Genomic DNA, 21199 nt, shown 5'->3' with positions numbered 1-21199 from the left:
TTTGTTCTTATATCTATATATCCTACAATTCCTGCAGGCGATTTACAATTTGATGGACATGTTGCAGAGTGGCTTCATCGGACTCACCGATTTTACCGAATGCCTCATACAACGTCTTATTTAATTCTTCCAGATCTTGGATTCTATGCTCATACTTACTTAGCAAACCGAGCTTTTCCTCGTACATTTCCAATACCTGCTCAGCACGTTTAATATGTTCATAGACTGCTTGACGGCTAATTTGAAATTCCGATGCAATTTCCCCCAAAGAAAAATCATCATGAAAGTAATATTTTAAAAACATCTGTTGCTTCTCTGTAAGTAGAGGTTCATAGAAGTCAAACAGTCGGTTAATCCGGTTTGTCTTTTCCAGTCGATTCTCCTGACTCATCGTATATACCTCCATCGTCAAGGAAAAACACTTTACAGTTCTTTTCAACGTTCCTTATCATACATAAAAGAAAAGAAGATGTCAAGCGTTATCCCTTGTCATACAAAAAAAAACCGATCCACTGCTCCTAAACAGGAATATGGATCGGTTTTTCCCCTCTCTCACCTACACCCTTACCGGAGTAAGATACAACAGAACAGCCAGAAAATGAAGTATGCTGCCAGCCAGAACAAACAGATGCCAGATCGCATGGTGATATGGAAATGCCCGCCACACATAGAAAATCGTACCCAACGTATACATAAGACCACCTACGAACAATAGCGTCATCCCTCCGGCGGGAACAATAGCCGTCAGGGGATTCCATGCAATGGTAATGAGCCAGCCCATTATAATGTAAAACACTGTAGACATAAACAGGAAGCGTTTAGTGAAGAACGCCTTGAACAATACACCAAACAGAGCGATCCCCCAAATCACTCCAAACAGCGTCCATCCCAGTGTACCTCGCAATGCAACGAGCATAAAAGGGGTATAGCTGCCTGCAATGAACAGGTAAATACAAGAATGATCGAATATTTCGAACAAATCCTTCAATTTCCCTTCACGCAGGCTATGAAGCAACGTGGAATTGGTATACAGCAACAGCATCGTAATCCCGTAAATTGTAAAACTTACGACATGCCACGCCGTCCCTTTCACGCTAGCAAAAACAATGAGCAGCACAAGCGCCGCCACACTTAAAACGACTCCAATACCATGTGTAATTGCGTTGGCTACTTCTTCCCGTCGGGAATAAGTATAGGTGTTTGCCATCGTTTTTCACCCGGCTTCCTGTGTAATATTTTTTATACAAAAAACTGATCCGGCATTGTCAAACCTCTTGTTTTCATTATACACCTGGGCGGACTTGAGCAGCAACTGGAGCACTGCTAAGTCCCGGACTTATAAGCAAGCCTAAACAAAACAAGCAGGATTAGTTCTGCTCTTCCTCGCCAGCAGCAGTTGCTTCGATGGCCTCTTCTTGGATCAAACCAGCGAACAACGCATGAACGAATTGTTCTGAATCGAACGGTTGAAGATCATTTACTTTTTCACCTAAACCCACCAGCTTAACAGGCAAATTCAATTCTTGACGGATGGCCACGACTATCCCGCCCTTTGCTGTACCATCCAATTTCGTCAGTACCAGACCGGTTACGCCGCTCTTCTCACCAAACAGTTTGGCTTGGTTAAGTGCATTTTGTCCAGTCGTCGCATCAAGTACCAACAACACTTCATGAGGAGCATCTGGAATTTCACGCTGGATAACGCGGAATATTTTGTTCAATTCTTCCATCAGATTGCTTTTGTTCTGAAGACGTCCTGCGGTATCGCATAGCAAAACATCTACTTGACGCTGCTTGGCAGCCTGTACAGCATCAAACATAACCGCAGCTGGATCAGAACCAGATTGCTGTTTAATAACCTCTACACCTGCCCGCTCACCCCAAACTTCCAACTGTTCAATCGCACCCGCGCGGAAGGTATCCCCAGCAGCCAACAATACTTTTTTGCCCTCTTGTTTAAAACGGTGCGCCAGCTTGCCAATGGTCGTTGTTTTGCCGACTCCATTGACGCCTACGAATAGGATGACTGTAATCCCGTCAGGGTTCATTTTGAGCTGACTATTGTCATTGCCCCGCAGCAACTCGGACAGCTTTTCCGACAATACAGGCTGTAACTCGGATGCATCCTCGATTTTGCGTTTTTTCACTTCTACCCGCAAGTCTTCAATGAGGTTCATGACCGTGTTGACGCCTACGTCTGCTCCAATCAGAATTTCTTCCAGTTCCTCATAAAATTCTTCATCAATTTTTTTACGGCGAATCATCAGGTCCGTTACTTTTTCTACAAAACCTTTACGTGTTTTTTCCAAGCCATCTTTGAACTGCTTGGTGACTGATTCCGTTTTGCTCGCGATGCTTTCCTTTAATTTTCTAAAGAAACTCATAGATTCCCTCCGTTGATCTGAAAGTATGTTATTTGATGTCAGGCAATCTCAGCTTCATCGTTGTCCAGCTTGACAGATACGAGTTTGGAAACCCCGCCTTCTTCCATCGTAACCCCGTATAGCACATCGGATTCTTCCATGGTGCCCTTACGGTGTGTAACTACGATAAACTGTGTCTGCTCTGAGAATTCACGTAAATACTGAGCAAAACGCACCACATTTGCTTCATCTAATGCTGCTTCTACTTCATCGAGTACACAGAATGGAACAGGTTTAACATGTAAAATGGCAAATAACAATGCCATGGCTGTTAAAGCCCGTTCACCACCTGACAACAACTGCAAGTTCTGAAGTTTCTTGCCTGGTGGCTGAGCTACAATGTCAATTCCCGTCTCCAGCAATCGCTCCGGATCAAGCAAGACAAGATCTGCACGTCCACCTCCGAACAGCTTGGAGAAAACCGTTCCAAATTCGCGACGAATCGCATCGAACGTAGTCTTGAAGCGCTTGGACATTTCATCATCCATTTCACGAATAACCTGATAAAGCGTGGTCTTAGCCTCTACCAAATCAGACTTTTGCTCATCGAGAAACGTATAACGCTCATGTACACGCTGGTATTCTTCAATGGCACCCAAATTGACCTCACCTAGCGCAGAAATCCCGCGTTTGAGTCTTTCCACCTCACTCTGCGTACCTTCAATATCTTCCGGTATAGGGTAACGCTGTTTCGCCAGTTCATAGCTGAGTTCATAATCATCACTCAATTTTTTCAAAACATTTTCCAGTTCCACATCAAGTCGGTTTACTCCAATTTCCGTTTGACGGAGTTGTTCCTCCACCGACTTAAGCTGGATTCGCTGTTCTTTCGTATCATTCTCAGCTACTTCCAGTTTTTTGGACAAGCTGCTGCGTGCAGCCCGCTTGAGGTCCAATTGCTGTGAAGCTTCTTCCTTTTTCAACCGATATTGATTGAGATTCTCAATCTGCTTAACGGTCTCCTGCTCATTAGTGAGCAGATCTGCTTCAATGGAAGCAAGCAAGGTCTTATTTTGTCTTGAATCTTTACCAAGGGTATCATAATCTCCACGCAATCTGCGAATCTGCTCTTCCAATGAAAAGCGCTCTTGGTCAAGCTTGCCTTCTCTTACCTTGAGATTCGTGAGTTCTCCCTGCAGTTGCTCTTTAGCTGATTCATTCGCTTTACGCGCAAATTCGGCAGCGTGAATGGCCTGATGCGTTTTCTTCTCTTCTTCTTCCAACGCAGCCAACTTGACCAGCGCTTCTGCACGGGAAGTTTCCAGCTCCTTGATTTCCTGATCAAAGCCTTTTTTCTCCTGACCAGACGCAGCTACCTGTTCCAGAACATGACGAAGTTCATGCTCAAGTTGTTTGAGTTCCATTGCCATTTGCTGCTCTTCGGTCCGCTTCACATCGCCGCCCTGGCGCAGTTCGTCCAGACGGGTCTGCGTCTCCTCCAGCTGTCGTTTGGTATCTATTGCACTCTGACGCAACCTGGCAATTTGCTGTTCCGTATCCAGAATGTCTTGATCCAACTGATCTAGCTGACGTTTACGACCTAGCAGATTAGCATTTTTCTTGAACTGGCTCCCCCCAGTCATGGAACCGCCTGCATTGACTACATCGCCTTCCAGCGTAACAACACGATATCTATACTGGCAGCGGGCAGCAATACGATTGGCATCTTCCAACGTACGAGCAATGACCACATTCCCCAAGAGACTGCCTATAATTCCGGCATATCGATCATCGTACTGAATAAGATCTGCACCGATTCCGACAAAGCCTTCAGCGCTTTCTACAATTTGGCGTTCCCCTGCACCGATCTGACGTGGGCGGATAACATCCATTGGCAAGAATGTCGCTCTGCCCAGTTGACGTTGCTTTAGAAAACTGATCGCCTGTCTGGATACCGATTCATTTTCCATCACAATATGCTGAACTGAAGCGCCCAAAGCAGTTTCCATCGCCTGTTCTAATTGCTCAGGTACCCGAATCAGCTCTGCTACTGCTCCATGCACACCGTACAAAGTTCCTTTGCGTGAAGCTTTTAATACCTCTTTAACTCCAAGCATGAAGCCGTCAAAGTCATCCTGCATTTCTTTCATCGTATCTCGACGTGAAATTTGAGCTTCTCTTTTTTGTTCCCATTTACGAACTGTGCCCTGGTTTTCTTCCAGTAGTTTTTGCAGGGCCTGGTACTGTTCACTTCCCTGAATATAGCCACTGCGCAAACTGCTAATTTCCTGTCCAAGCTTCTGAATCGCCGCTTCCAATCCTTTTTTGCGCTGTTCAAGTTCGGCTTTCTGGGCTTCCCATTTGCCAGATTCATCACTTACGCGATTCACTCGACGTTCCAACGCTTCCTTCTGTTGGTCGGTATAACGAATTTCGTTACGCGCCTGCGCCATCTGGTTCATCAGCTCCAGCAGGCCACCCTTTAGGCTTTCTTCCTGCTCCTGGCTGATTCCACCTGTGACGCCAATCAGTTTGGCCTCTTCGTCAGACAGTCGCGCACGCAACTCGTCCAGCTCAACATTCAGCGCTGACAGCTTCTCATTCAGTTGATCCAGTTCACTTTTGCGTTCGGAATGTCGTGATTCGCTTGTGCTGAGGGATAAAATCAATTGTTCCCGATTGGCCTCCAAATTACGTGTACGTTCTTTGAGCAATTCACCATAGCCTTCACTTTTTTCCGTAGCTTCACTGTATTGCAGTAGTTCTCTTTGCAGACGTTCTACTTGCTCTTCCAGTTGCCGTAATTCATTACGGTCATTTTCCAGCATTGCATCGTGGCGGGACACCACAGTAGACAATTGAAGCTGCTCCTGCTGCAACAAAGCCAGTTTGGAAGTCGCATCACTCCACGAAGTATGAATCTGTTCAATTCGGTGGACGTACATCGAAATTTCTTTTGATTTTAATTCACTGCGCAGCTCTTTAAAATGAATTGCTTTTTCAGATTGCTCCTTAAGAGGCCCAATCTGATCCTCAAGTTCAGTCACCAAATCGTGAATACGTAGCAGATTTTGCTCTGTATCATCCAGCTTGCGAACTGCATCTTTTTTACGTGATTTATATTTTACGATACCCGAGGCTTCCTCAAAAATACCCCGTCGATCCTCAGATCGGGTACTTAAAATTTCTTCAATACGTCCTTGTCCAATAATTGAATAAGCTTCTTTACCAATGCCTGTATCCATAAACAGCTCTGTAATATCTCGAAGTCTGCATGATTGCCGATTAATGAAATATTCACTATCCCCACTCCGATGCACACGTCGCGTTACCGTCACTTCACCAAAATCCAGAGGCAACGCCTGATCTTCATTATCCAGCGTGAGCGATACTTCACCGTAGTTAACAGCCTTACGGGCATCACTACCTGCAAAAATAATGTCCTCCATCTTGCCGCCACGCAGTGATTTGGCACTCTGTTCGCCCAGCACCCAACGAATTCCGTCGGAAATATTACTTTTCCCGCTTCCATTGGGTCCGACGACTGCCGTAATGCCGCGGACAAATTCCATTTCCGTTTTATCTGCAAACGATTTGAAGCCCGCCAGCTCAATGCGCTTTAAAAACATGCTTAATCTCACCTCTAACATTCAAATATGCTTGTACAACTCCATTGACCTGATGAATGAATTATCCCTATTCTAGCATAAAAATAATTTGAAAAAAGCACAGTATCGACGCTCACGTTACAGCAGTTAAGCCACGAAAAAAGAGCAAAACGCAGTCCATTCGCCATTACGGGCCGGGACTCCCCGCGGACTGCCCTTTGCTCTTACTTTGTGTCCTCTGCTTGCGTCACCCGTTCGGGCCGCTCAGGTACCGATTACGATTCCGCCAGCTTCAAACGGTTTAAAGCAACTGCCGCCGCTTGCTGCTCAGCTTCTTTTTTGGAGCGTCCTGTACCTGCCCCCAGCCGTTCGCTGTCCATATATACCTCGGCTACAAACTCGCGCTCATGGGCAGGTCCGCGTTCCTCGACAATCTTGTATTCAAGCATCCCCATGTTATGATGCTGCGTCAGTTCCTGAAGCTCTGTTTTGAAATCACTCATCTGAAGCTTACCGTTTAATACAATTTGAGGAAAAATATAACGTTCCAGAAACGACCGGACGGCTTCTAGACCTTGATCCAAATAAAGCGCGCCTACGAACGCCTCGAACACATCAGCCAACAGAGCCGGACGAGTACGTCCGCCTGTCAGCTCTTCACCTTTTCCAAGCAGTACATACTGCCCGAACTCAAGCCCGACAGCAAACTTCACCAAAGAAGGCTCACAGACAATAGCTGCACGCAACTTGGTTAGTTCGCCTTCGGGCCGGTTAGGGTACTGATTGTACAATTGCTCAGACACCGTCAGTTCCAGAACAGCGTCACCCAAAAATTCCAAACGCTCATTATCTGCATGCTGACTGAATCGATGTTCGTTTACGTAGGAAGCGTGCGTAAAGGCCTGCTTCAGAAGCTGCCGATTGTTGAATTGAATATGAAGTTTCTGCTGTAATTGCTTCAAGTCTCCACTCAACGAACTGACCCCTTACGCTTCATATTTTTTTAAAATAACCGTAGCATTGTGTCCGCCAAAACCAAAGGAATTGGACATTACCACATTCAGATCCGCTTTTCTTGGCGTATTAGGTACATAATCAAGATCGCAAGCAGGGTCTTGATTATCCAAATTAATCGTTGGCGGGATCGTCTGATGTTGAAGCGCAAGACCACAGATTACAGCTTCAACGCCACCCGCTGCACCTAGCAAATGCCCTGTCATCGACTTGGTCGAGCTGATCGCTACCTTATAGGCATGCTCTCCAAGCGTTTTCTTGACTGCTTCTGTTTCCGATTTGTCACCAACTGGTGTAGATGTACCGTGCGCATTGATATAATCGATATCTTCAGGATTCAATCCAGCATCACGGATCGCCATTCTTATGCAACGTGCCGCTCCCTCTGGATCAGGCTCTGTCATATGATGGGCATCGCCAGAAAGGCCATAGCCAATCACTTCGCCGTAAATATGTGCGCCACGCTTCAAAGCATGATCCAACGATTCCAGAACCAGAACACCAGAGCCTTCACCCATAACAAACCCGTCTCGTTCGGTATCAAATGGACGACTTGCCTTTTCCGGCTCATCGTTACGCGTGGACATCGCTCGCATGGAGCAAAATCCAGCAATACCAATCGGGCGAATCGTTGCTTCGGCACCTCCGCAAATCATAGCGTCAGCGTCACCGCGCTGAATCATGCGGAAAGAGTCACCAATGGCATGACTGCCTGTGGCACAAGCCGTAACCGGCGATGTATTAGGACCCTTAGCACCGAGTGAAATCGAAACTTGGCCGGAACCCATATTCGCAATCATCATCGGGATGAAGAAAGGGCTTACGCGTTTAGGTCCCTTTTCGATCAATGCATTGTGTTGATCTTCCCAAGTACCCAATCCACCAATACCAGAACCAACAGATACACCCACGCGCTCGGCATCGACATTTTCTCCGATTACGAGTTTGCTATCCTCAAGCGCCATTTTACTAGCAGCAACTGCGAACTGCACAAAGCGGTCCATTTTACGCGCATCCTTGCGATCAATATAATCCTCTGGATTAAAATCTTTAATGGAAGCGGCTATTTTCGTAGTGTAATCACTTGTATCGAAAGCTTCGATTTTACTGATACCAGATTTTCCAGCCATCAGATTATCCCATAATGTACTCAAATCCTGTCCCAGCGAAGTGATTACACCCATTCCTGTTATGACAACTCGTTGTTTCAAAGATAATCACCTCTATGTCTACTGCAAATTGTATTTTTAGATCGCGCACGCTTGTGTACAAAAATAATATAGAATCAACTAAAGTTAGTAATGCCGCATTATACTCAGCCTTCGACAAAGTGAAGCTGAGCCAAACTCAAAAACATGCGGCAATTCCGTCTTTAGTTCAATCTGTATAATTAGGAGAAAGTCCCGCCTGTAACAGAACGGGACTTTTGATGACATGAATTAGGTATGAGATTGTATGTACTTTACAACTTCACCTACAGTTGTAATTTTCTCTGCATCTTCATCAGAGATTTCCATATCAAACTCATCTTCCAATTCCATAACCAATTCAACTACATCGAGAGAATCAGCGCCTAAATCATCTTTAAAAGATGCTTCAAGTGTAACTTCGGCTTCGTCGGCTCCCAAACGGTCAACGACAATGCGTTTTACGCGCTCCAATACATCGGACATCCGGCTCACCTCCTCCTTATGGTATTATACGAAAATTACAATTAAAATGCCATAGAAGAGAGTTTTCATCAACCACTCTTCATCGGGGCATGTGGATGGCAGCATGAACTACATATACATGCCGCCATCCACATGCAAGGTCTGGCCCGTCATATATGAGGAAGCATCCGAGGCCAAGAAGAGCACCACATCAGCAATTTCCTCAGGCCGTCCAAGACGGGCCAGCGGAATACCGCTAAGCATATTGTCACGCAAATCATCAGCCAGCACCTGCGTCATTTCAGTATCAATGAATCCAGGAGCCACACAGTTCACTGTAATCCCTCTTGAGGCAAGCTCTCTAGCGGAGGATTTGGTAAGCCCAATCACTCCCGCTTTAGCAGCAACATAGTTGGCTTGTCCTGCATTGCCAAGTACACCGACAACAGAAGAAATATTGATAATTCGGCCGGAACGCTGCTTCATCATCGGGCGTGTGGCCGCCTTGAGACAATTAAACACACCCTTAAGATTTGTTTCGATCACCTGATCGAATTCCTCTTCTTTCATGCGCATGATTAAATTATCTCTTGTTATGCCAGCATTATTCACCAGGATGTCAATCTTGCCCCAAGCCTCAATCACATCCTTGATTAGCTGGTCAGCTTCTTCAGCACGCCCGACATTAGCTTGAACTGTAATAGCTTCCACGCCTTTGGCACGAATCAATTCTGCTACCTCAGTCGCAGCCGCTTCACTACCAGCATAGTTTACCGCAACATTAGCGCCTGCTTCAGCCAGCGCCAGTGCAATACTACGACCAATTCCACGCGATGCTCCTGTAACCAGCGCTGTTTTTCCACTTAATGGCTTAGACATCATAGTCCTCCCTTGCAAGTATTTAACCCGTAAAGGCAATCATTAATACTTTTAGCGGGCTTCCAAGGCTTCTGTTACAGAAGCGAACGACTCCAGGCTACTTATATTATACAGCTTTACCGTTTTGTCAATCTTTTTAACCAGTCCGGTCAAGACACTACCTGGTCCAAACTCCACAAAGGTGTCCACACCTTGTTCCAGTAGCCATGCTACACTGTCTTCCCATAGCACCGGGGAATAGACCTGTTCCACCAATAGTTGGCGAATTTCACTTCCCTCACGGACAGGTTTTGCTGTTACATTGGTCACCACCGGAACCTGAGCTTCGGCAAATTTCACAGTCTCCAATTTAGTAGAGAGCTTGTCCGCTGCCTCCTTCATCAAGGAGGAGTGAAAAGGACCGCTGACCTCCAAAGTGATAGCACGCTTGCCGCCTGCTTCCTTCACACGCTCAGCGACAGCAGCTACGCCCGCCTTTGTACCCGATACAACAATTTGTCCGGGACAGTTGATGTTAGCCAATTCAACCAGTTGACCAGATTCTGTGATATCACGGCACAATACGGCCAATGCTTCACGATCAGCTCCCAGCACAGCAGCCATCCCACCTTGTCCATCAGGAATGGCTTGTTCCATAAACTGACCACGTGCACGAACAGTCTCAACCGCATCCTCGAATGTGAGAACACCGGAAGCCACTAGCGCGCTGTACTCTCCTAGACTGTGCCCAGCTACATAATCAGGACGAATGCCCTTGTCCTTGAACGCTTCATACAACGCAATGCTCGCCGTTAACAGTGCAGGCTGCGTATTGGATGTCTGCTTCAAGGCTGTGTCCGGCCCTTCAAATATCAGTGTACTTAGCGCGAAACCCAAACGTTCGTCTGCTTTACGAAATACTTCTGTTGCGGCTGGAACTGCTTCATAAGCATCTTTAGCCATACCTACCGCTTGTGAACCCTGACCAGGAAATATAAATGCCGTTTTGCCCATCGTGCATGCACCTCTCTGTTTCCCATACTTCTACTGTAAAACACTAGTCAAATTCAATATTATATCAAAAATTGCACTTAATTACCAGATAAGAACCGACGCACCCCAAGTCAAACCGCCGCCAAAGCCCACCATGAGTACACGGTCGCCTTCCTTCATGCGGCCTTCCTCAGCTGCTTCCACAAGAGCGAGAGGAATAGATGCTGCGGATGTATTTGCATATTTATTAACATTAATAACTACCTTTTCCTCAGGCAAATCCAGGCGTTGCATTGCTGATTGGATGATACGAATATTGGCTTGATGCGGGACAAACAGATCAATGTCGTCTTTGGACATCCCAGCTTTCTCCAACACATCAACCGTTGCTGTTCCCATAACGCGAACTGCGAACTTGAACACTTCGCGTCCGTTCATGTAAATATAGTGCTGTTTATTTTCCAGTGTGTCGGTACTCGCAGGCAAACGTGAGCCCCCAGCTTCCAACTTGAGCAAGGTGCCTCCAGCGCCTTCAGCTCCAAGATCAAAGGATTGGAATCCTCTGCCTTCAGGTACTTCACCAATCACTACAGCTCCTGCTCCATCTCCAAAAAGAACGCAGGTATTGCGGTCCGTATAATCTGTAATCCGGGAAAGACAGTCTGCACCAATGATTAACGCATTATTATAAATCCCTGTCTTAATGAAGCTCGTTGCCGTAGCCAGCCCGTACACAAAACCCGAGCATGCAGCTGACAAATCAAAGGCCGCTGCACCTTTGGCACCCAACTTATCTTGAAGAATACAAGCAGTTGACGGAAATGCCATATCCGGTGTAACCGTAGCTACAATAATCAGGTCCAAATCCTGTGCCGTCATACCCGCAGATTCCAATGCCTTAACTGCTGCTTCATATGCCAAATCAGATGTAGCCTGCTCTGGAGCAGCAATATGGCGCTCCTGAATCCCTGTACGGCTGACAATCCACTCATCACTCGTTTCGACAATTTCTTCCAGATCTTTATTAGTCAGAATTTTCTCAGGTACGTATTTCCCTGTTCCGATAACACCAACCGGCCGTAATTTATTCATATCGTCACTCACTTCCTGCTGATTTCCTTAGATATACTTTCCACCAACCGGTTTTGTAAGGCCGTGCGAGCCTGTCTAACCGCATTTTTGACGGCAGTGCCATCAGACGAACCGTGACTTTTTAAGACGAGTCCGCTCAACCCCAACAAAGGGGCCCCGCCGTGCTCTTTATAATCCATTTTCCCTTTCAGACCCCGAAGTTCTGGCATAATCAAGGCTGCCGCCAGCTTGGTCTTTAAGGATTTGGTGAACTGCTCTTTAAGGAGAGAAAATATCGCTCCAGCTGTTCCCTCCAGCGATTTTAGCATAATATTACCGGCGAATCCGTCGCACACCAGTACATCACAATTCCCGGTTAACACATCTCTAGATTCAACATTCCCCACAAAATTGACAGGTAGCTGCTCAATGAGAGGGAATGCCAACTTTGTCAGTTCATTGCCCTTTCCAGCTTCAGTCCCAACATTCAGCAGCCCTACCCTTGGAGAAGCCAGACCGTGAACTTTCTGACGGTACAAGCTCCCCATGAGTGCATACTGAGCAAGATGTTCAGGCTTGGCATCCATATTGGCCCCCAAGTCCAGCGCTAAAATACCTTGATCGTCAATCGTCGGTATCATCGGCGCGAGAGCCGGACGCTCAATGCCCTCCATTCTACCAACCACCAGCAATCCTGTAGTCATTAGAGCGCCTGTATTACCTGCGGATATCATGGCATCCGCTTCGCCTTCCTTAACCATTCGACCAGCTACGACCATCGAGGCATCCTTTTTACGCCGTACGGCCTTTACAGGCTCGTCTTGCGCATCTATCGTTTCGGACGCATGGCGAATGCTGAGATTCGTAGGCAGCGTCCTGCCGTTCAGAACCAATTCAATCCGTTCCTGGTCACCAACCAGCGTAATGTCTGTATCTTTCCATTCCGCTGCCGCAGATAACGCGCCTTCTACTGTCGCCTCAGGGGCATTATCTCCCCCCATGGCATCAATGGCGATCCGCATGCTGACTTCCTCCTTCGCTATACTCTTCCTCCGTGGAGCGATAAATAACAAAGTTACCTTGGAATACCATCTCTTCTCCTACGTAGGCAAACACTTCCACCTTGGCTTTTCCTTTTTGTTCTGGATTTGAACGCACATATGCCTTGGCAATGCATTTTTCACCCAAATGAACTGGACGAACAAAGCGAATATCCGCTGAAGCGGTCAATGCTATCTCATCGTTAATTACGGCAACGGCCAATGAATTGGCCTGTGCAAACACATAATGTCCTCGTGCAATGCCTGTCCGTGAAAAGGTATGTTCCTCTTTGATCTCGAAAATCGAAATACCGCTTCGATCCAACTGGAGATCAACAATGTCCCCGATTACTTCATGTAAAGGCAAGGAACGAACCTGATCGTAGGAGCGCTCAGCCATCAACTTTAGCCGCTCCCGCAATTCCGGAATTCCCAGCTCCATTCGGTCCAGCCGAATAGTCTGAATGCTTACCTTCAATTGTCTTGTCAATTCCTGATCCGTCACGAACGGATTATCATCAATTAATTGAGTCAGCCGTTGCTGCCTCTGTCTCTTCGGCAAACGTTCGATATCAGTGACGCCTCCTTTCCCTACAGTAAACTGCCGTTCAGCCGACAGTTCAGGTTATTTTACGTTCTAACGGCTAAGCTTCAAGCCGGTTTGTCTTCTTGTATGTATAAAGGAGCCTCTTGGGACCTTCTTTCTTAGAACCTGGTACTAAAACAGTATATAGCATGCTGACGCAAAAAGAAAGCATGCTGATAAAAAAAGTAGCGCCTCACTGAAGTGAAGCGCTACTTTTTCTGCGAATATTCCAAAGAATCCGCTTATCGGATATTATTGAGAGATGATCTCTCTAGCTTTGTACGTTCCGCAAACTTTGCACACATGGTGAGCAAGTTTCAATTCGCCGCATTCGGAGCATTTCACCATACCTGGTACTTCCAGTTTAAAGTGAGTACGACGTTTGTCGCGACGAGTTTTGGATGTTCTCCGTTGAGGTACTGCCATTATTCCCACCTCCTTAAACAGATCAACCCCGCATTGACGGGTATGACTTCTTATCTCATTCAAGACTGAAAGAAAATGCCAAAAGACAATAATCTTACAGCCGGTGAATCAAGTCTGCAACATCCATGTATCGGTTCAATAATTTCCCGGCACAAGCGGATGATGATTTTTTTCAAAATTGAACTCAATTCTCATTTAAAAAAATCCTTAAGCCCTGCCAGACGCGGATCAATCTTTTCCGTATCTCCGTTACTGTCGTCGGAGCCAATGCTCCAGTTTTGTCCGGCCGCTGGTGCGATTCCCTGACAATCCTCACTGCATATCGGCGCAAACGGCACATGCAGTACAAACAGTTCTTCACAATACGGCGCAATGTCGAAGGAATCCTCCGTCACTGCGATAAAATCGCCATCTTCATCCTCTTCTTCAACACTTGAAGATGAGGTTTGCTTGAACCGTTCACGAAATTCAATCTTCAAATCCTCGTGCATCGGGCTCAAGCAGCGTGAGCAAAGCATGTCCAGACCTGCGGTCAACGTGCCTTCCACGCTCATCGAGCCTTGACCCAGACTAACGGCGACCAAGTCGGTCTCCAGCGGGGAAACGGCTGTAACATCAGCACGATCCGCTACCAATTCACTCACATTAAGAGATTCACGAATTGGAACAGGACCATCACTTGTTGCTACTTTGCGAAAAAATAGTTGCATCACTATCACTCCAAACAAACAAAAATTATTATACCGACTGATTGAGTCGTTTGTCAACACCTTTCACTTTACACCACTTGCAAATCCGTCAGTTTTCTAATGGTTCATTAGGATCTACGCAGAGTGCAAAAAATGTGTTGTGTTCATCATGTACCTATGAGTATTCGTACCCCCGCCACTCTTCGTGTACAATAATGCGAGTATAAAGCTTTTTGGTCTAGGTCTCAATGGTCTTGTTCATGTGCATGATGAAATATCAGATAGCTGACCCAAAAACATCATTTACTGATAGTAATAAGCTACCAAAAGAAAGGAGCCGACATACAGTTTTGAAAACACTCGGTATAATTGTAGAGTATAATCCCCTGCATAACGGACATGTTCATCACTGGAAGGAATCTCTCCGTATAACTGGTGCACAGCACACAGTGGCTGTGATGAGTGGTCCCTTCCTTCAGCGGGGCGAACCCGCGATTACAGACAAATGGTCACGCACCGAAATGGCACTCGCTATGGGCGTAGACCTGGTTCTAGAGCTGCCCGTAGCTTATGCTGTCCAGCCCGCAGAATGGTTTGCCCGCGGCGCGGTGACCCTGCTCTGCGCGACAGGCATTGTCGATGCGCTCTGCTTCGGCAGCGAGAGTGGAGACATCGCCCCGCTGCACGCGCTGGCCCGCGTGCTGGCGACAGAGCCGGCCGAGCTCAAAGCCGGCATCGCCCAGCGCCTGAGCAAGGGCGCAAGTTATCCCGCCGCCTACGCAGGAGCCGCAGCCGAGCTGGCGGCCGAAGGAGCGGATGGCGCTGCGCTCGCCGCTCTCATGCAGCAGCCCAACAATACGCTCGGGCTGCATTACTTGATTGCGCTGGAACGGCTGGGCAGCACAATCAAGCCCTTTACGGTAGCCCGCACGGGATCGGGCTACCACGAAACCGTGGCGCCTGCGGACGGAGTCATCGCCAGCGCCACGGCCATCCGCCGTCTGCTGCTGGACGGCGGGCCGGAGGCCGCGTCGCCGTACGTACCTGCGACGACGCTGGAGATTTTGCAGCGCGAGTGGCAAGCCGGACGCGCACCGCTGCATTGGGAAGCGTTCTGCCAGCCGCTGCTGAACGCCCTGATCACGCGTAGCCCGCAGCAGCTGGCGGAGCTGCACGAGGTCACCGAAGGGCTGGAGCATCGTCTGCAGCAATCGCTGTACACGCTGCCCCAGCCCTCTGTGGAGGCTCTGTTTGCCGCTGTCAAAACAAAGCGCTATACTCGTACGAAGCTTCAGCGAATGTGTACACATATTTTGCTGAATCATGCCAAAGTCGATATGATTCCTTCTGAGCTGGCGAAAGGTCCCGGCTATATCCGCGTGCTCGGCTTTAACAGAACTGGACGCGAGCTGCTGGCGCGAATGAAAGACACAGCCGTCCTGCCAGTATGGGTCAAGCCGTCTGCCGGATCACACTCACATCTGGACTGGGATACTGCCGCAGCGGCAATACATGCAGCCGGGATGCCGCGTCCTGCCATTCGTGCCATGTATGCTGATTACTTGCGACCGCCCCTTATGGTTTAATAGGCAGCTTTTCCATATAATTCAGCGCATCGCCAAGCTTGCGAACCGGAACAAGCTTCATCTGGCTCCCGATTTGCTCTGCTTTGGCTTTGGCCTCTTTATAATTATCTGCCGGGACGAAAAACAATTCCGCGCCCTGACGGTCAGCAGCGACAATTTTATACTTGGCGCCACCAATCGCTCCAACCTGACCGTCCTTATCAATGGTACCCGTACCAGCTACACGATATCCCTTACTTAAATCACCTGGTGTCAACTGGTTGTAGATTTCCATAGTAAACATCAAACCTGCCGAAGGACCTCCGACATCTGTGGATGTAAAATGAATTGTTTTACGTCCATCCTTCGGCTCCACTTTCTGTACCGTGGCGATACTGACACCAAACCCTGAACGTTGTTTTCCCGTCTCACTGTCTGTGATGGTCGTTAATGGAGCTTGCACAGCCAGCAACTTTCCATCCCGCTTTAGCTTTACTTTCACCGTCGTTCCCGGTTTCTCATTTTCCAAGGCATTCCGAATGGAGCGATTATCAGTTACCCTCGTACCGCTTAGCTCTAATATTTCATCTCCGGGCTCAAACACGCTGCGAGATCCTGGAACCTTAAATACATACACATAATCTGGCACAATACGATAAGGGACATGAGCACGTGTGTAGGCAGCCTCCATCGCAGAAGATTGGGAATCCCCCATATACCATACCTGCTCTGCCGCATATTCGTCTTCACTTCTGCCATGCAGACGATCTTCTTTGCGCTGAATCTCCGAGTTGCTGTCCAGCTTGGACAGTGCCAACATAATGAGATTGGCATAACGCGCCGATACTGTCGTCATCATAAAGCTCCCTCGTTCGCTGCTATCTCCTTCCTGTACTTTAACCATCGGTTTGATCTCATTTGCCCCACCTGGTCCATAGATCAGATAAGGGGTTGGCATATAGACCAGCACATAGACCATTGCAACCAGCATTAAGACATAACCGGTTGTAAAAAATGCTCTTTTCCGGTTTATTCGCTTCATTGCTTCTCCCCCTTGCAGCCTAACTTCTCCTATCTTACCCAAGTGCCTCTGCACCATTTGTTCTCAAGCCTTCGAAAAAAGCATACATTGTTTACGACAACGCGTACGAGCAACCTATATTAAGATAATGAACGTGAATAAACGCTGGAAACAGCATCCGACTCTCCTTAGTATATTTATGAGAGGTGAACTCTTTGATGCAAAAGGAAGCCCGCCCTGCTCCTTATTGGACAACCTTGCTGCTTGGCCTTGGAGCCATTTTGCTTGTAGCGGCTATCGTCGCCTCACCAGAAGAAGTATTTCAAGCCTCTACCCAGGGGCTTAAGTTATGGTGGAGCATTATTTTCCCGGCCATGCTGCCTTTTTTGATGCTGTCCGAAATGCTTATTGCCTTTGGTCTGGTACATGGTCTAGGTGTACTGCTGGAGCCGTTCATGCGATCCTGGTTCCGACTACCCGGACGAAGCGGCTGGGTGCTCGCCCTCGGCCTGACTGCGGGATTTCCGGCTGCTGCCGAGGCGGTACGCCAATGGGCACAGCAAGAAGACATGACCGCGCTTCAGCTTCGACGTCTGACTGCTATCGCTCATTTCTGCAATCCGATTACGATCCTGCTCGTCATTGGAACAGGACTGCTGCATAACGCTGCCGCAGGTGGGGTGTTACTTGCCGTTCACTGGATTTCCGGGCTGCTGGCAGGCTGGATCACAGTCAGACTCTCTGAATCGTCCAGAAAATCAAAAAAACGGGAAACGCCAGCCGCCAGCCGGCGCACTTCTGATTCCCGCACTACCACCTCCCTGATCCGATCTGCATGGGAAGCTACCCGCTCTGCCAGAGAACGGGATGGCCGCAGTTTTGGAAAACTGTTAGGCGAAACCGTATCCCATGCTGTACAGACGCTGATGGTGACAGGTGGATTCATTATTTTCTTTTCCGTCCTGATTCGGCTGCTAACCCTATACTCAGGCCAAGGGACTCTTTCACTGGTGTGGCCCGCCTGGATGGAAATCCATCTGGGTTCCTATGAAATCAGCCGGATGCCCAACGATCTCCGTACACAAGCAGCACTGATCAGTGCTGTATTGGGCTGGGGGGGCCTGTGCGGCTGGCTTCAAATCACCGCCGTCACCAGACCTTCCGACAAGGGCATCACCTTTACCTTATCACGCGTGCTCCATGGGATCATTGCTTTTGGTCTTACCTTAGCGGCATGGACTCCGCTTACCCGCATTGTCAGTAATACAATCCCTGCTTACGTCAGTCGCAGTTCTGTATCTTCTTTTGCGGAAAGTGTAAATGATTCCGGCTCGCAATCTGTCATGGCTGGAGCCAGCAGTTTACTAACACAAATAGAAGGAACATCCATGTACCCCTGGCAACTAACCGTACTGTCCGTTGCACTCCTGAGCACAATTATACTAGTTCTGCTCGCCGTTTCCTTTATGACTTCATGGTGGAGCCACCGCGAATCGCGTTGACCTTGGCACGCAGTGCGTCTTCGACCTCTGGCGACACCAGATCTACGACCTTGCCATCAAAATGCGCAATTTCCTTCACCATACTGGAACTCAGATATGAATAAGCCGGATTGGTCATCATAAAGATCGTTTCCGCATCGGGGTTCAGCTTATGATTGGTAGAGGCTAATTGCAGCTCATATTCAAAATCGGTCACTGACCGAATTCCTCTGACAATAACCTGAGCCCCTTTTTGGCGTACATAATTGGCTGTCAGATCACGGAAGCTGTCCACTTCCACGTTCGGAATATCGCGAGTTACCGTCCGCAGCAGCTCCATTCGCTCCTCAAGTGAAAACAGTGGATTTTTACTAATATTGTTAAGAACCGCGACAATCAGTAGATCAAACTGTCGAGCCGCTCTTTGAATAATATCCTGATGCCCCATCGTCACGGGATCAAAGGTTCCCGGATATACGGCAATACGTGGTTTGTGCTCAATCATGATGTTCCTCCCCGTCTGATTCGGTGATACCGAAGTTGACCTCTTCGGCTTCTGTATCTTCTTCGGCATCCGACAAAGCATCATCTGCAAAGTGATAAATGGATAACGCCGTTTCACCATAGACCGCTTTTCTAACCTGTTCAAACGGCCCGAAACTTACCGGATACTCATGTCCCGATTCATACTCCAGTACGATGATTGCACCTGAACGAAGCAAGTCCAACTCAGCCATGCGGCTCATTAATTCATCTCCGTGCTTGAGACGATAAGGAGGGTCCAGAAAAACAGCATCAAAAAGAGCTCCACGTTTTGCCAGCGCCTTGAGCGCTCGTCCGGCATCATTGCGGAACACTTCTGCTTTTTCTTCCAATCCAGTTTTTCGCAAATTTTCTTTAATGACATCAATGCTTTTGGATTCCATATCAATAAAAACTGCCTTGTCCATTCCCCGACTAAGCGCCTCTATACCGAGGCCGCCACTGCCAGCAAACAAATCAAGCGCGACTCCTCCATCAAAATAAGGACCTATCATGCTAAATAGCGCTTCCTTGACCTTATCCGTTGTCGGTCGCGTCCCGGTGCCGGGAACTGCCTTTAACGGCCTTCCTTTGGCACTACCCGATACCACTCTCACGCTGAAACTCACCTATTTTCTATATGTGTTCATAACCATATAAAGATTATGACGTTATCGTACCACATGCATCGCCGTTTGAAAAACTTAGTGATAAAGCAGGTATAAAAAACCATCTCCTGGGCATCCTTAAGATATCGGCATTCAACCAATGTCGTAGACAACCGCGGAGAAGACTTACGTTTCCCCATAAGCTCTTCGTCCGGTTTCTCCTCTCCCATTCGGGCGCTCTTTCGTGGAGCGCCTGTTTTTTTGCATAAAAAGGAGCTGCTTCATAGCAATAGCAGCTCATATGTATTATTTTTTACTCTGCATTTTTCTTATTTCAGCAGTTCCTCGGGTGTATCCCCTTGATAAACATACACATAACTTGCCACTGATACAGCAAAGGTCGCGAACATAGACAACGATGTGGCTAACCCGTATACGATTTTTTTCATCATTCCATTCACCTCCTTCCTCGAATCAATGTTAGGCTTTGAAGCAAGAAAGCAACAGCTACTACAGAAGAACCTATTACAAAATTAGTACATACAAGCAGGGAGGATAACAATCGCAAGAGGGGATAAAACCGGACTGGAATGCGCGACTGCTTTTCAATTCTGGAAGGGGCAAAGCACAAAACAAGAATGAGAGCGATTCCGGTAAACAGGTTTGTCCACCCATTATTTAAGGAAATGCAAGATATGTATGTAAAAGCTACAGAGGTGACCACCACACATGCCATACCCGTTTTCAAGTGAATGCCACCAGAGACTTGGCGCAGTAAGGCAAAAGCGATGAGAATCGTTACAGCCTCTACCATACGCCCTGTGAAGAATGAAGCGAATAGTGTCAACACGATGATCATGGTCGCATTCAGGATGAGAGCAAGTGCGTATTTAAGTACTGGGACGGAGGCCGGATGATCAGGCACAGTACGTTTAATCTGATTAGCAAGTTTCAAAGCCACCGTTTCAATCATCCCGATATTCCTTTCCGACTGCATAATAGATAAAAAAGCCCGATACCAGTGCAAAAAATATCATACTCAACCATATTTCATTATAGTAAAGCACAATAGATGTTGAAATGAGAGACAAAATGATCAGCGTGATGACAATGCCATATTCCTCTTTGAACTTAAGCTTTTTGAAATTTGGGGAAAAGCCGATCCCTTTTCGATACAATATAAATGAAATAAGTAGCCCTGTGGCTGCACTAACTACTTGTAACAGATAGCCCTTCAAGGAACCGTCCTGCAGCTCAGATACTGGCAGGTTACCAAACATAGCTTTCAGAAGTACCGACTGAACAACAGCATAGGCAAAATAACCTGTAACCGTCATAATACCTGACCAAACAATCGGAATCTTCACCACCGTAGCAAGTAAAAAAATAAAAAGCAGCATATTAATGACAGGTACCAAATAAGAGAGTGAAAATTCCTCTCGGAGCAAAAAGCTTTGCATGTTCATAATCAGGTTTACAAAAATAGCCTGCCATAGATAAGGAGTCATTCTAACTTTAAAAACACTTAAAATCAGCGCAAAAACAGCTACTCCTTCCAGTGTAGAGAAAAGTAAAAAGCCAAGCGGCTCCAAAAGCATACGTGCATCTCCTTTACAATTCCAACAAACCTCATACGGTGTATTCAAAAACTTGGATGTACATCGAATATAAAGGGCTGGGAGCTACTTTTCAAGAGGTCTTT

At 47.3% G+C, this 21199-nt stretch carries 22 protein-coding genes; 2 read left to right on the top strand and 20 right to left on the bottom strand.

The annotated features are described in order from the left end of the window. Nucleotides 1-22: 22 nt before the first annotated feature. The 14 genes from FKV70_RS11700 to FKV70_RS11635 form a co-directional block, all read right to left on the bottom strand. The gene (locus FKV70_RS11700; protein WP_142612948.1) at nt 23-391 is read right to left on the bottom strand and encodes a putative DNA-binding protein; all 369 of its coding nucleotides are present in this window, start codon (nt 389-391) and stop codon (nt 23-25) included. A gap of 165 nt (nt 392-556) precedes the next feature. Then, complete coding sequence (trhA, locus tag FKV70_RS11695) at nt 557-1207, bottom strand: PAQR family membrane homeostasis protein TrhA (protein WP_142612947.1); 651 nt, start codon at nt 1205-1207, stop codon at nt 557-559. 160 nt (nt 1208-1367) lie between these two features. Next, a complete protein-coding gene (gene ftsY, locus FKV70_RS11690) occupies nt 1368-2384 on the bottom strand; it encodes a signal recognition particle-docking protein FtsY (protein WP_142612946.1) in 1017 nt (338 codons plus the stop codon). Between the two features lie 38 nt (nt 2385-2422). Continuing rightward, nucleotides 2423-5992 carry a chromosome segregation protein SMC gene (gene smc / locus FKV70_RS11685; protein WP_142612945.1) on the bottom strand — a complete coding sequence of 1190 codons (3570 nt, stop codon included), beginning with the start codon at nt 5990-5992 and terminating at the stop codon, nt 2423-2425. A 254-nt stretch (nt 5993-6246) separates the two neighbouring features. Continuing rightward, on the bottom strand, nt 6247-6945 hold the full coding sequence (rnc, locus tag FKV70_RS11680) for a ribonuclease III (RefSeq protein ID WP_013309856.1): 699 nt from the start codon (nt 6943-6945) through the stop codon (nt 6247-6249). A gap of 12 nt (nt 6946-6957) precedes the next feature. Then, nucleotides 6958-8196 (bottom strand): beta-ketoacyl-ACP synthase II, encoded by a 1239-nt coding sequence (gene fabF / locus FKV70_RS11675; protein ID WP_063209007.1) that lies wholly within the window; start codon nt 8194-8196, stop codon nt 6958-6960. 228 nt (nt 8197-8424) lie between these two features. Then, complete coding sequence (locus FKV70_RS11670; RefSeq protein ID WP_007429985.1) at nt 8425-8658, bottom strand: acyl carrier protein; 234 nt, start codon at nt 8656-8658, stop codon at nt 8425-8427. Between the two features lie 108 nt (nt 8659-8766). Continuing rightward, a complete protein-coding gene (fabG, locus tag FKV70_RS11665) occupies nt 8767-9516 on the bottom strand; it encodes a 3-oxoacyl-[acyl-carrier-protein] reductase (protein ID WP_142612944.1) in 750 nt (249 codons plus the stop codon). Nucleotides 9517-9567: 51 nt separating this feature from the next. Beyond that, on the bottom strand, nt 9568-10509 hold the full coding sequence (gene fabD, locus FKV70_RS11660; protein ID WP_142612943.1) for an ACP S-malonyltransferase: 942 nt from the start codon (nt 10507-10509) through the stop codon (nt 9568-9570). Between the two features lie 81 nt (nt 10510-10590). Next, nucleotides 10591-11580 carry a beta-ketoacyl-ACP synthase III gene (locus tag FKV70_RS11655; RefSeq protein ID WP_063209013.1) on the bottom strand — a complete coding sequence of 330 codons (990 nt, stop codon included), beginning with the start codon at nt 11578-11580 and terminating at the stop codon, nt 10591-10593. Between the two features lie 8 nt (nt 11581-11588). After that, entirely contained in the window at nt 11589-12581 is a 993-nt protein-coding gene (gene plsX / locus FKV70_RS11650; protein WP_064798123.1) for a phosphate acyltransferase PlsX, read from the bottom strand. After that, the gene (fapR, locus tag FKV70_RS11645) at nt 12565-13161 is read right to left on the bottom strand and encodes a transcription factor FapR (protein WP_014599659.1); all 597 of its coding nucleotides are present in this window, start codon (nt 13159-13161) and stop codon (nt 12565-12567) included. The genes plsX and fapR overlap by 17 nt, the downstream gene beginning before the upstream one ends. Nucleotides 13162-13437: 276 nt before the next feature. Then, nucleotides 13438-13611: a 50S ribosomal protein L32 gene (rpmF, locus tag FKV70_RS11640; protein ID WP_013370634.1), complete on the bottom strand. Its 174-nt coding sequence runs from the start codon at nt 13609-13611 to the stop codon at nt 13438-13440. Between the two features lie 191 nt (nt 13612-13802). After that, nucleotides 13803-14321 (bottom strand): YceD family protein, encoded by a 519-nt coding sequence (locus tag FKV70_RS11635; RefSeq protein WP_064798124.1) that lies wholly within the window; start codon nt 14319-14321, stop codon nt 13803-13805. A 329-nt stretch (nt 14322-14650) separates the two neighbouring features. Between FKV70_RS11635 and FKV70_RS11630 the strand changes: the two genes are divergently transcribed. Then, the gene (locus FKV70_RS11630; RefSeq protein WP_142612942.1) at nt 14651-15886 is read left to right on the top strand and encodes a nucleotidyltransferase; all 1236 of its coding nucleotides are present in this window, start codon (nt 14651-14653) and stop codon (nt 15884-15886) included. On the opposite strand, the gene FKV70_RS11625 is transcribed toward FKV70_RS11630, so the two are convergent. After that, the gene (locus FKV70_RS11625) at nt 15876-16907 is read right to left on the bottom strand and encodes a SepM family pheromone-processing serine protease (protein WP_063209022.1); all 1032 of its coding nucleotides are present in this window, start codon (nt 16905-16907) and stop codon (nt 15876-15878) included. The two genes, FKV70_RS11630 and FKV70_RS11625, sit on opposite strands and share 11 nt — an antisense overlap. A 197-nt stretch (nt 16908-17104) precedes the next feature. Between FKV70_RS11625 and FKV70_RS11620 the strand changes: the two genes are divergently transcribed. Continuing rightward, nucleotides 17105-18388 (top strand): nucleoside recognition domain-containing protein, encoded by a 1284-nt coding sequence (locus FKV70_RS11620; protein ID WP_142612941.1) that lies wholly within the window; start codon nt 17105-17107, stop codon nt 18386-18388. Here the strand turns inward: FKV70_RS11620 and coaD are convergent. The 5 genes from coaD to FKV70_RS11590 all read right to left on the bottom strand — a co-directional run bounded on the left by coaD (nt 18351) and on the right by FKV70_RS11590 (nt 21095). Then, on the bottom strand, nt 18351-18872 hold the full coding sequence (gene coaD, locus FKV70_RS11615; protein ID WP_064798126.1) for a pantetheine-phosphate adenylyltransferase: 522 nt from the start codon (nt 18870-18872) through the stop codon (nt 18351-18353). The genes FKV70_RS11620 and coaD overlap by 38 nt on opposite strands. Next, entirely contained in the window at nt 18865-19506 is a 642-nt protein-coding gene (gene rsmD / locus FKV70_RS11610; protein ID WP_142612940.1) for a 16S rRNA (guanine(966)-N(2))-methyltransferase RsmD, read from the bottom strand. The genes coaD and rsmD overlap by 8 nt, the downstream gene beginning before the upstream one ends. A 320-nt stretch (nt 19507-19826) precedes the next feature. Next, the gene (locus FKV70_RS11600) at nt 19827-19949 is read right to left on the bottom strand and encodes a cyclic lactone autoinducer peptide (protein WP_081276882.1); all 123 of its coding nucleotides are present in this window, start codon (nt 19947-19949) and stop codon (nt 19827-19829) included. 5 nt (nt 19950-19954) lie between these two features. Beyond that, nucleotides 19955-20470: an accessory gene regulator ArgB-like protein gene (locus FKV70_RS11595; protein WP_142612939.1), complete on the bottom strand. Its 516-nt coding sequence runs from the start codon at nt 20468-20470 to the stop codon at nt 19955-19957. After that, the gene (locus FKV70_RS11590; RefSeq protein WP_142612938.1) at nt 20463-21095 is read right to left on the bottom strand and encodes a hypothetical protein; all 633 of its coding nucleotides are present in this window, start codon (nt 21093-21095) and stop codon (nt 20463-20465) included. The genes FKV70_RS11595 and FKV70_RS11590 overlap by 8 nt, the downstream gene beginning before the upstream one ends. Nucleotides 21096-21199: the final 104 nt, after the last annotated feature.

Source organism: Paenibacillus ottowii, assembly GCF_006874425.1.
GTDB classification, from domain to species: Bacteria; Bacillota; Bacilli; order Paenibacillales; family Paenibacillaceae; genus Paenibacillus; species Paenibacillus ottowii.
This window is presented reverse-complemented; position numbering and strand designations above follow the sequence as displayed.

What these genes read in the sequence shown, in the direction of transcription:
- FKV70_RS11700 (WP_142612948.1), bottom strand. Translation starts at nt 391, where the DNA reads ATGAGTCAGGAGAATCGACTGGAAAAGACAAACCGGATTAACCGACTG.
- trhA (WP_142612947.1), bottom strand. Translation starts at nt 1,207, where the DNA reads ATGGCAAACACCTATACTTATTCCCGACGGGAAGAAGTAGCCAACGCA.
- ftsY (WP_142612946.1), bottom strand. Translation starts at nt 2,384, where the DNA reads ATGAGTTTCTTTAGAAAATTAAAGGAAAGCATCGCGAGCAAAACGGAA.
- smc (WP_142612945.1), bottom strand. Translation starts at nt 5,992, where the DNA reads ATGTTTTTAAAGCGCATTGAGCTGGCGGGCTTCAAATCGTTTGCAGAT.
- FKV70_RS11670 (WP_007429985.1), bottom strand. Translation starts at nt 8,658, where the DNA reads ATGTCCGATGTATTGGAGCGCGTAAAACGCATTGTCGTTGACCGTTTG.
- fabG (WP_142612944.1), bottom strand. Translation starts at nt 9,516, where the DNA reads ATGTCTAAGCCATTAAGTGGAAAAACAGCGCTGGTTACAGGAGCATCG.
- fabD (WP_142612943.1), bottom strand. Translation starts at nt 10,509, where the DNA reads ATGGGCAAAACGGCATTTATATTTCCTGGTCAGGGTTCACAAGCGGTA.
- FKV70_RS11655 (WP_063209013.1), bottom strand. Translation starts at nt 11,580, where the DNA reads ATGAATAAATTACGGCCGGTTGGTGTTATCGGAACAGGGAAATACGTA.
- plsX (WP_064798123.1), bottom strand. Translation starts at nt 12,581, where the DNA reads ATGCGGATCGCCATTGATGCCATGGGGGGAGATAATGCCCCTGAGGCG.
- rpmF (WP_013370634.1), bottom strand. Translation starts at nt 13,611, where the DNA reads ATGGCAGTACCTCAACGGAGAACATCCAAAACTCGTCGCGACAAACGT.
- FKV70_RS11635 (WP_064798124.1), bottom strand. Translation starts at nt 14,321, where the DNA reads ATGCAACTATTTTTTCGCAAAGTAGCAACAAGTGATGGTCCTGTTCCA.
- FKV70_RS11625 (WP_063209022.1), bottom strand. Translation starts at nt 16,907, where the DNA reads ATGAAGCGAATAAACCGGAAAAGAGCATTTTTTACAACCGGTTATGTC.
- FKV70_RS11620 (WP_142612941.1), top strand. Translation starts at nt 17,105, where the DNA reads ATGCAAAAGGAAGCCCGCCCTGCTCCTTATTGGACAACCTTGCTGCTT.
- coaD (WP_064798126.1), bottom strand. Translation starts at nt 18,872, where the DNA reads ATGATTGAGCACAAACCACGTATTGCCGTATATCCGGGAACCTTTGAT.
- FKV70_RS11600 (WP_081276882.1), bottom strand. Translation starts at nt 19,949, where the DNA reads ATGATGAAAAAAATCGTATACGGGTTAGCCACATCGTTGTCTATGTTC.
- FKV70_RS11595 (WP_142612939.1), bottom strand. Translation starts at nt 20,470, where the DNA reads ATGATTGAAACGGTGGCTTTGAAACTTGCTAATCAGATTAAACGTACT.
- FKV70_RS11590 (WP_142612938.1), bottom strand. Translation starts at nt 21,095, where the DNA reads ATGCTTTTGGAGCCGCTTGGCTTTTTACTTTTCTCTACACTGGAAGGA.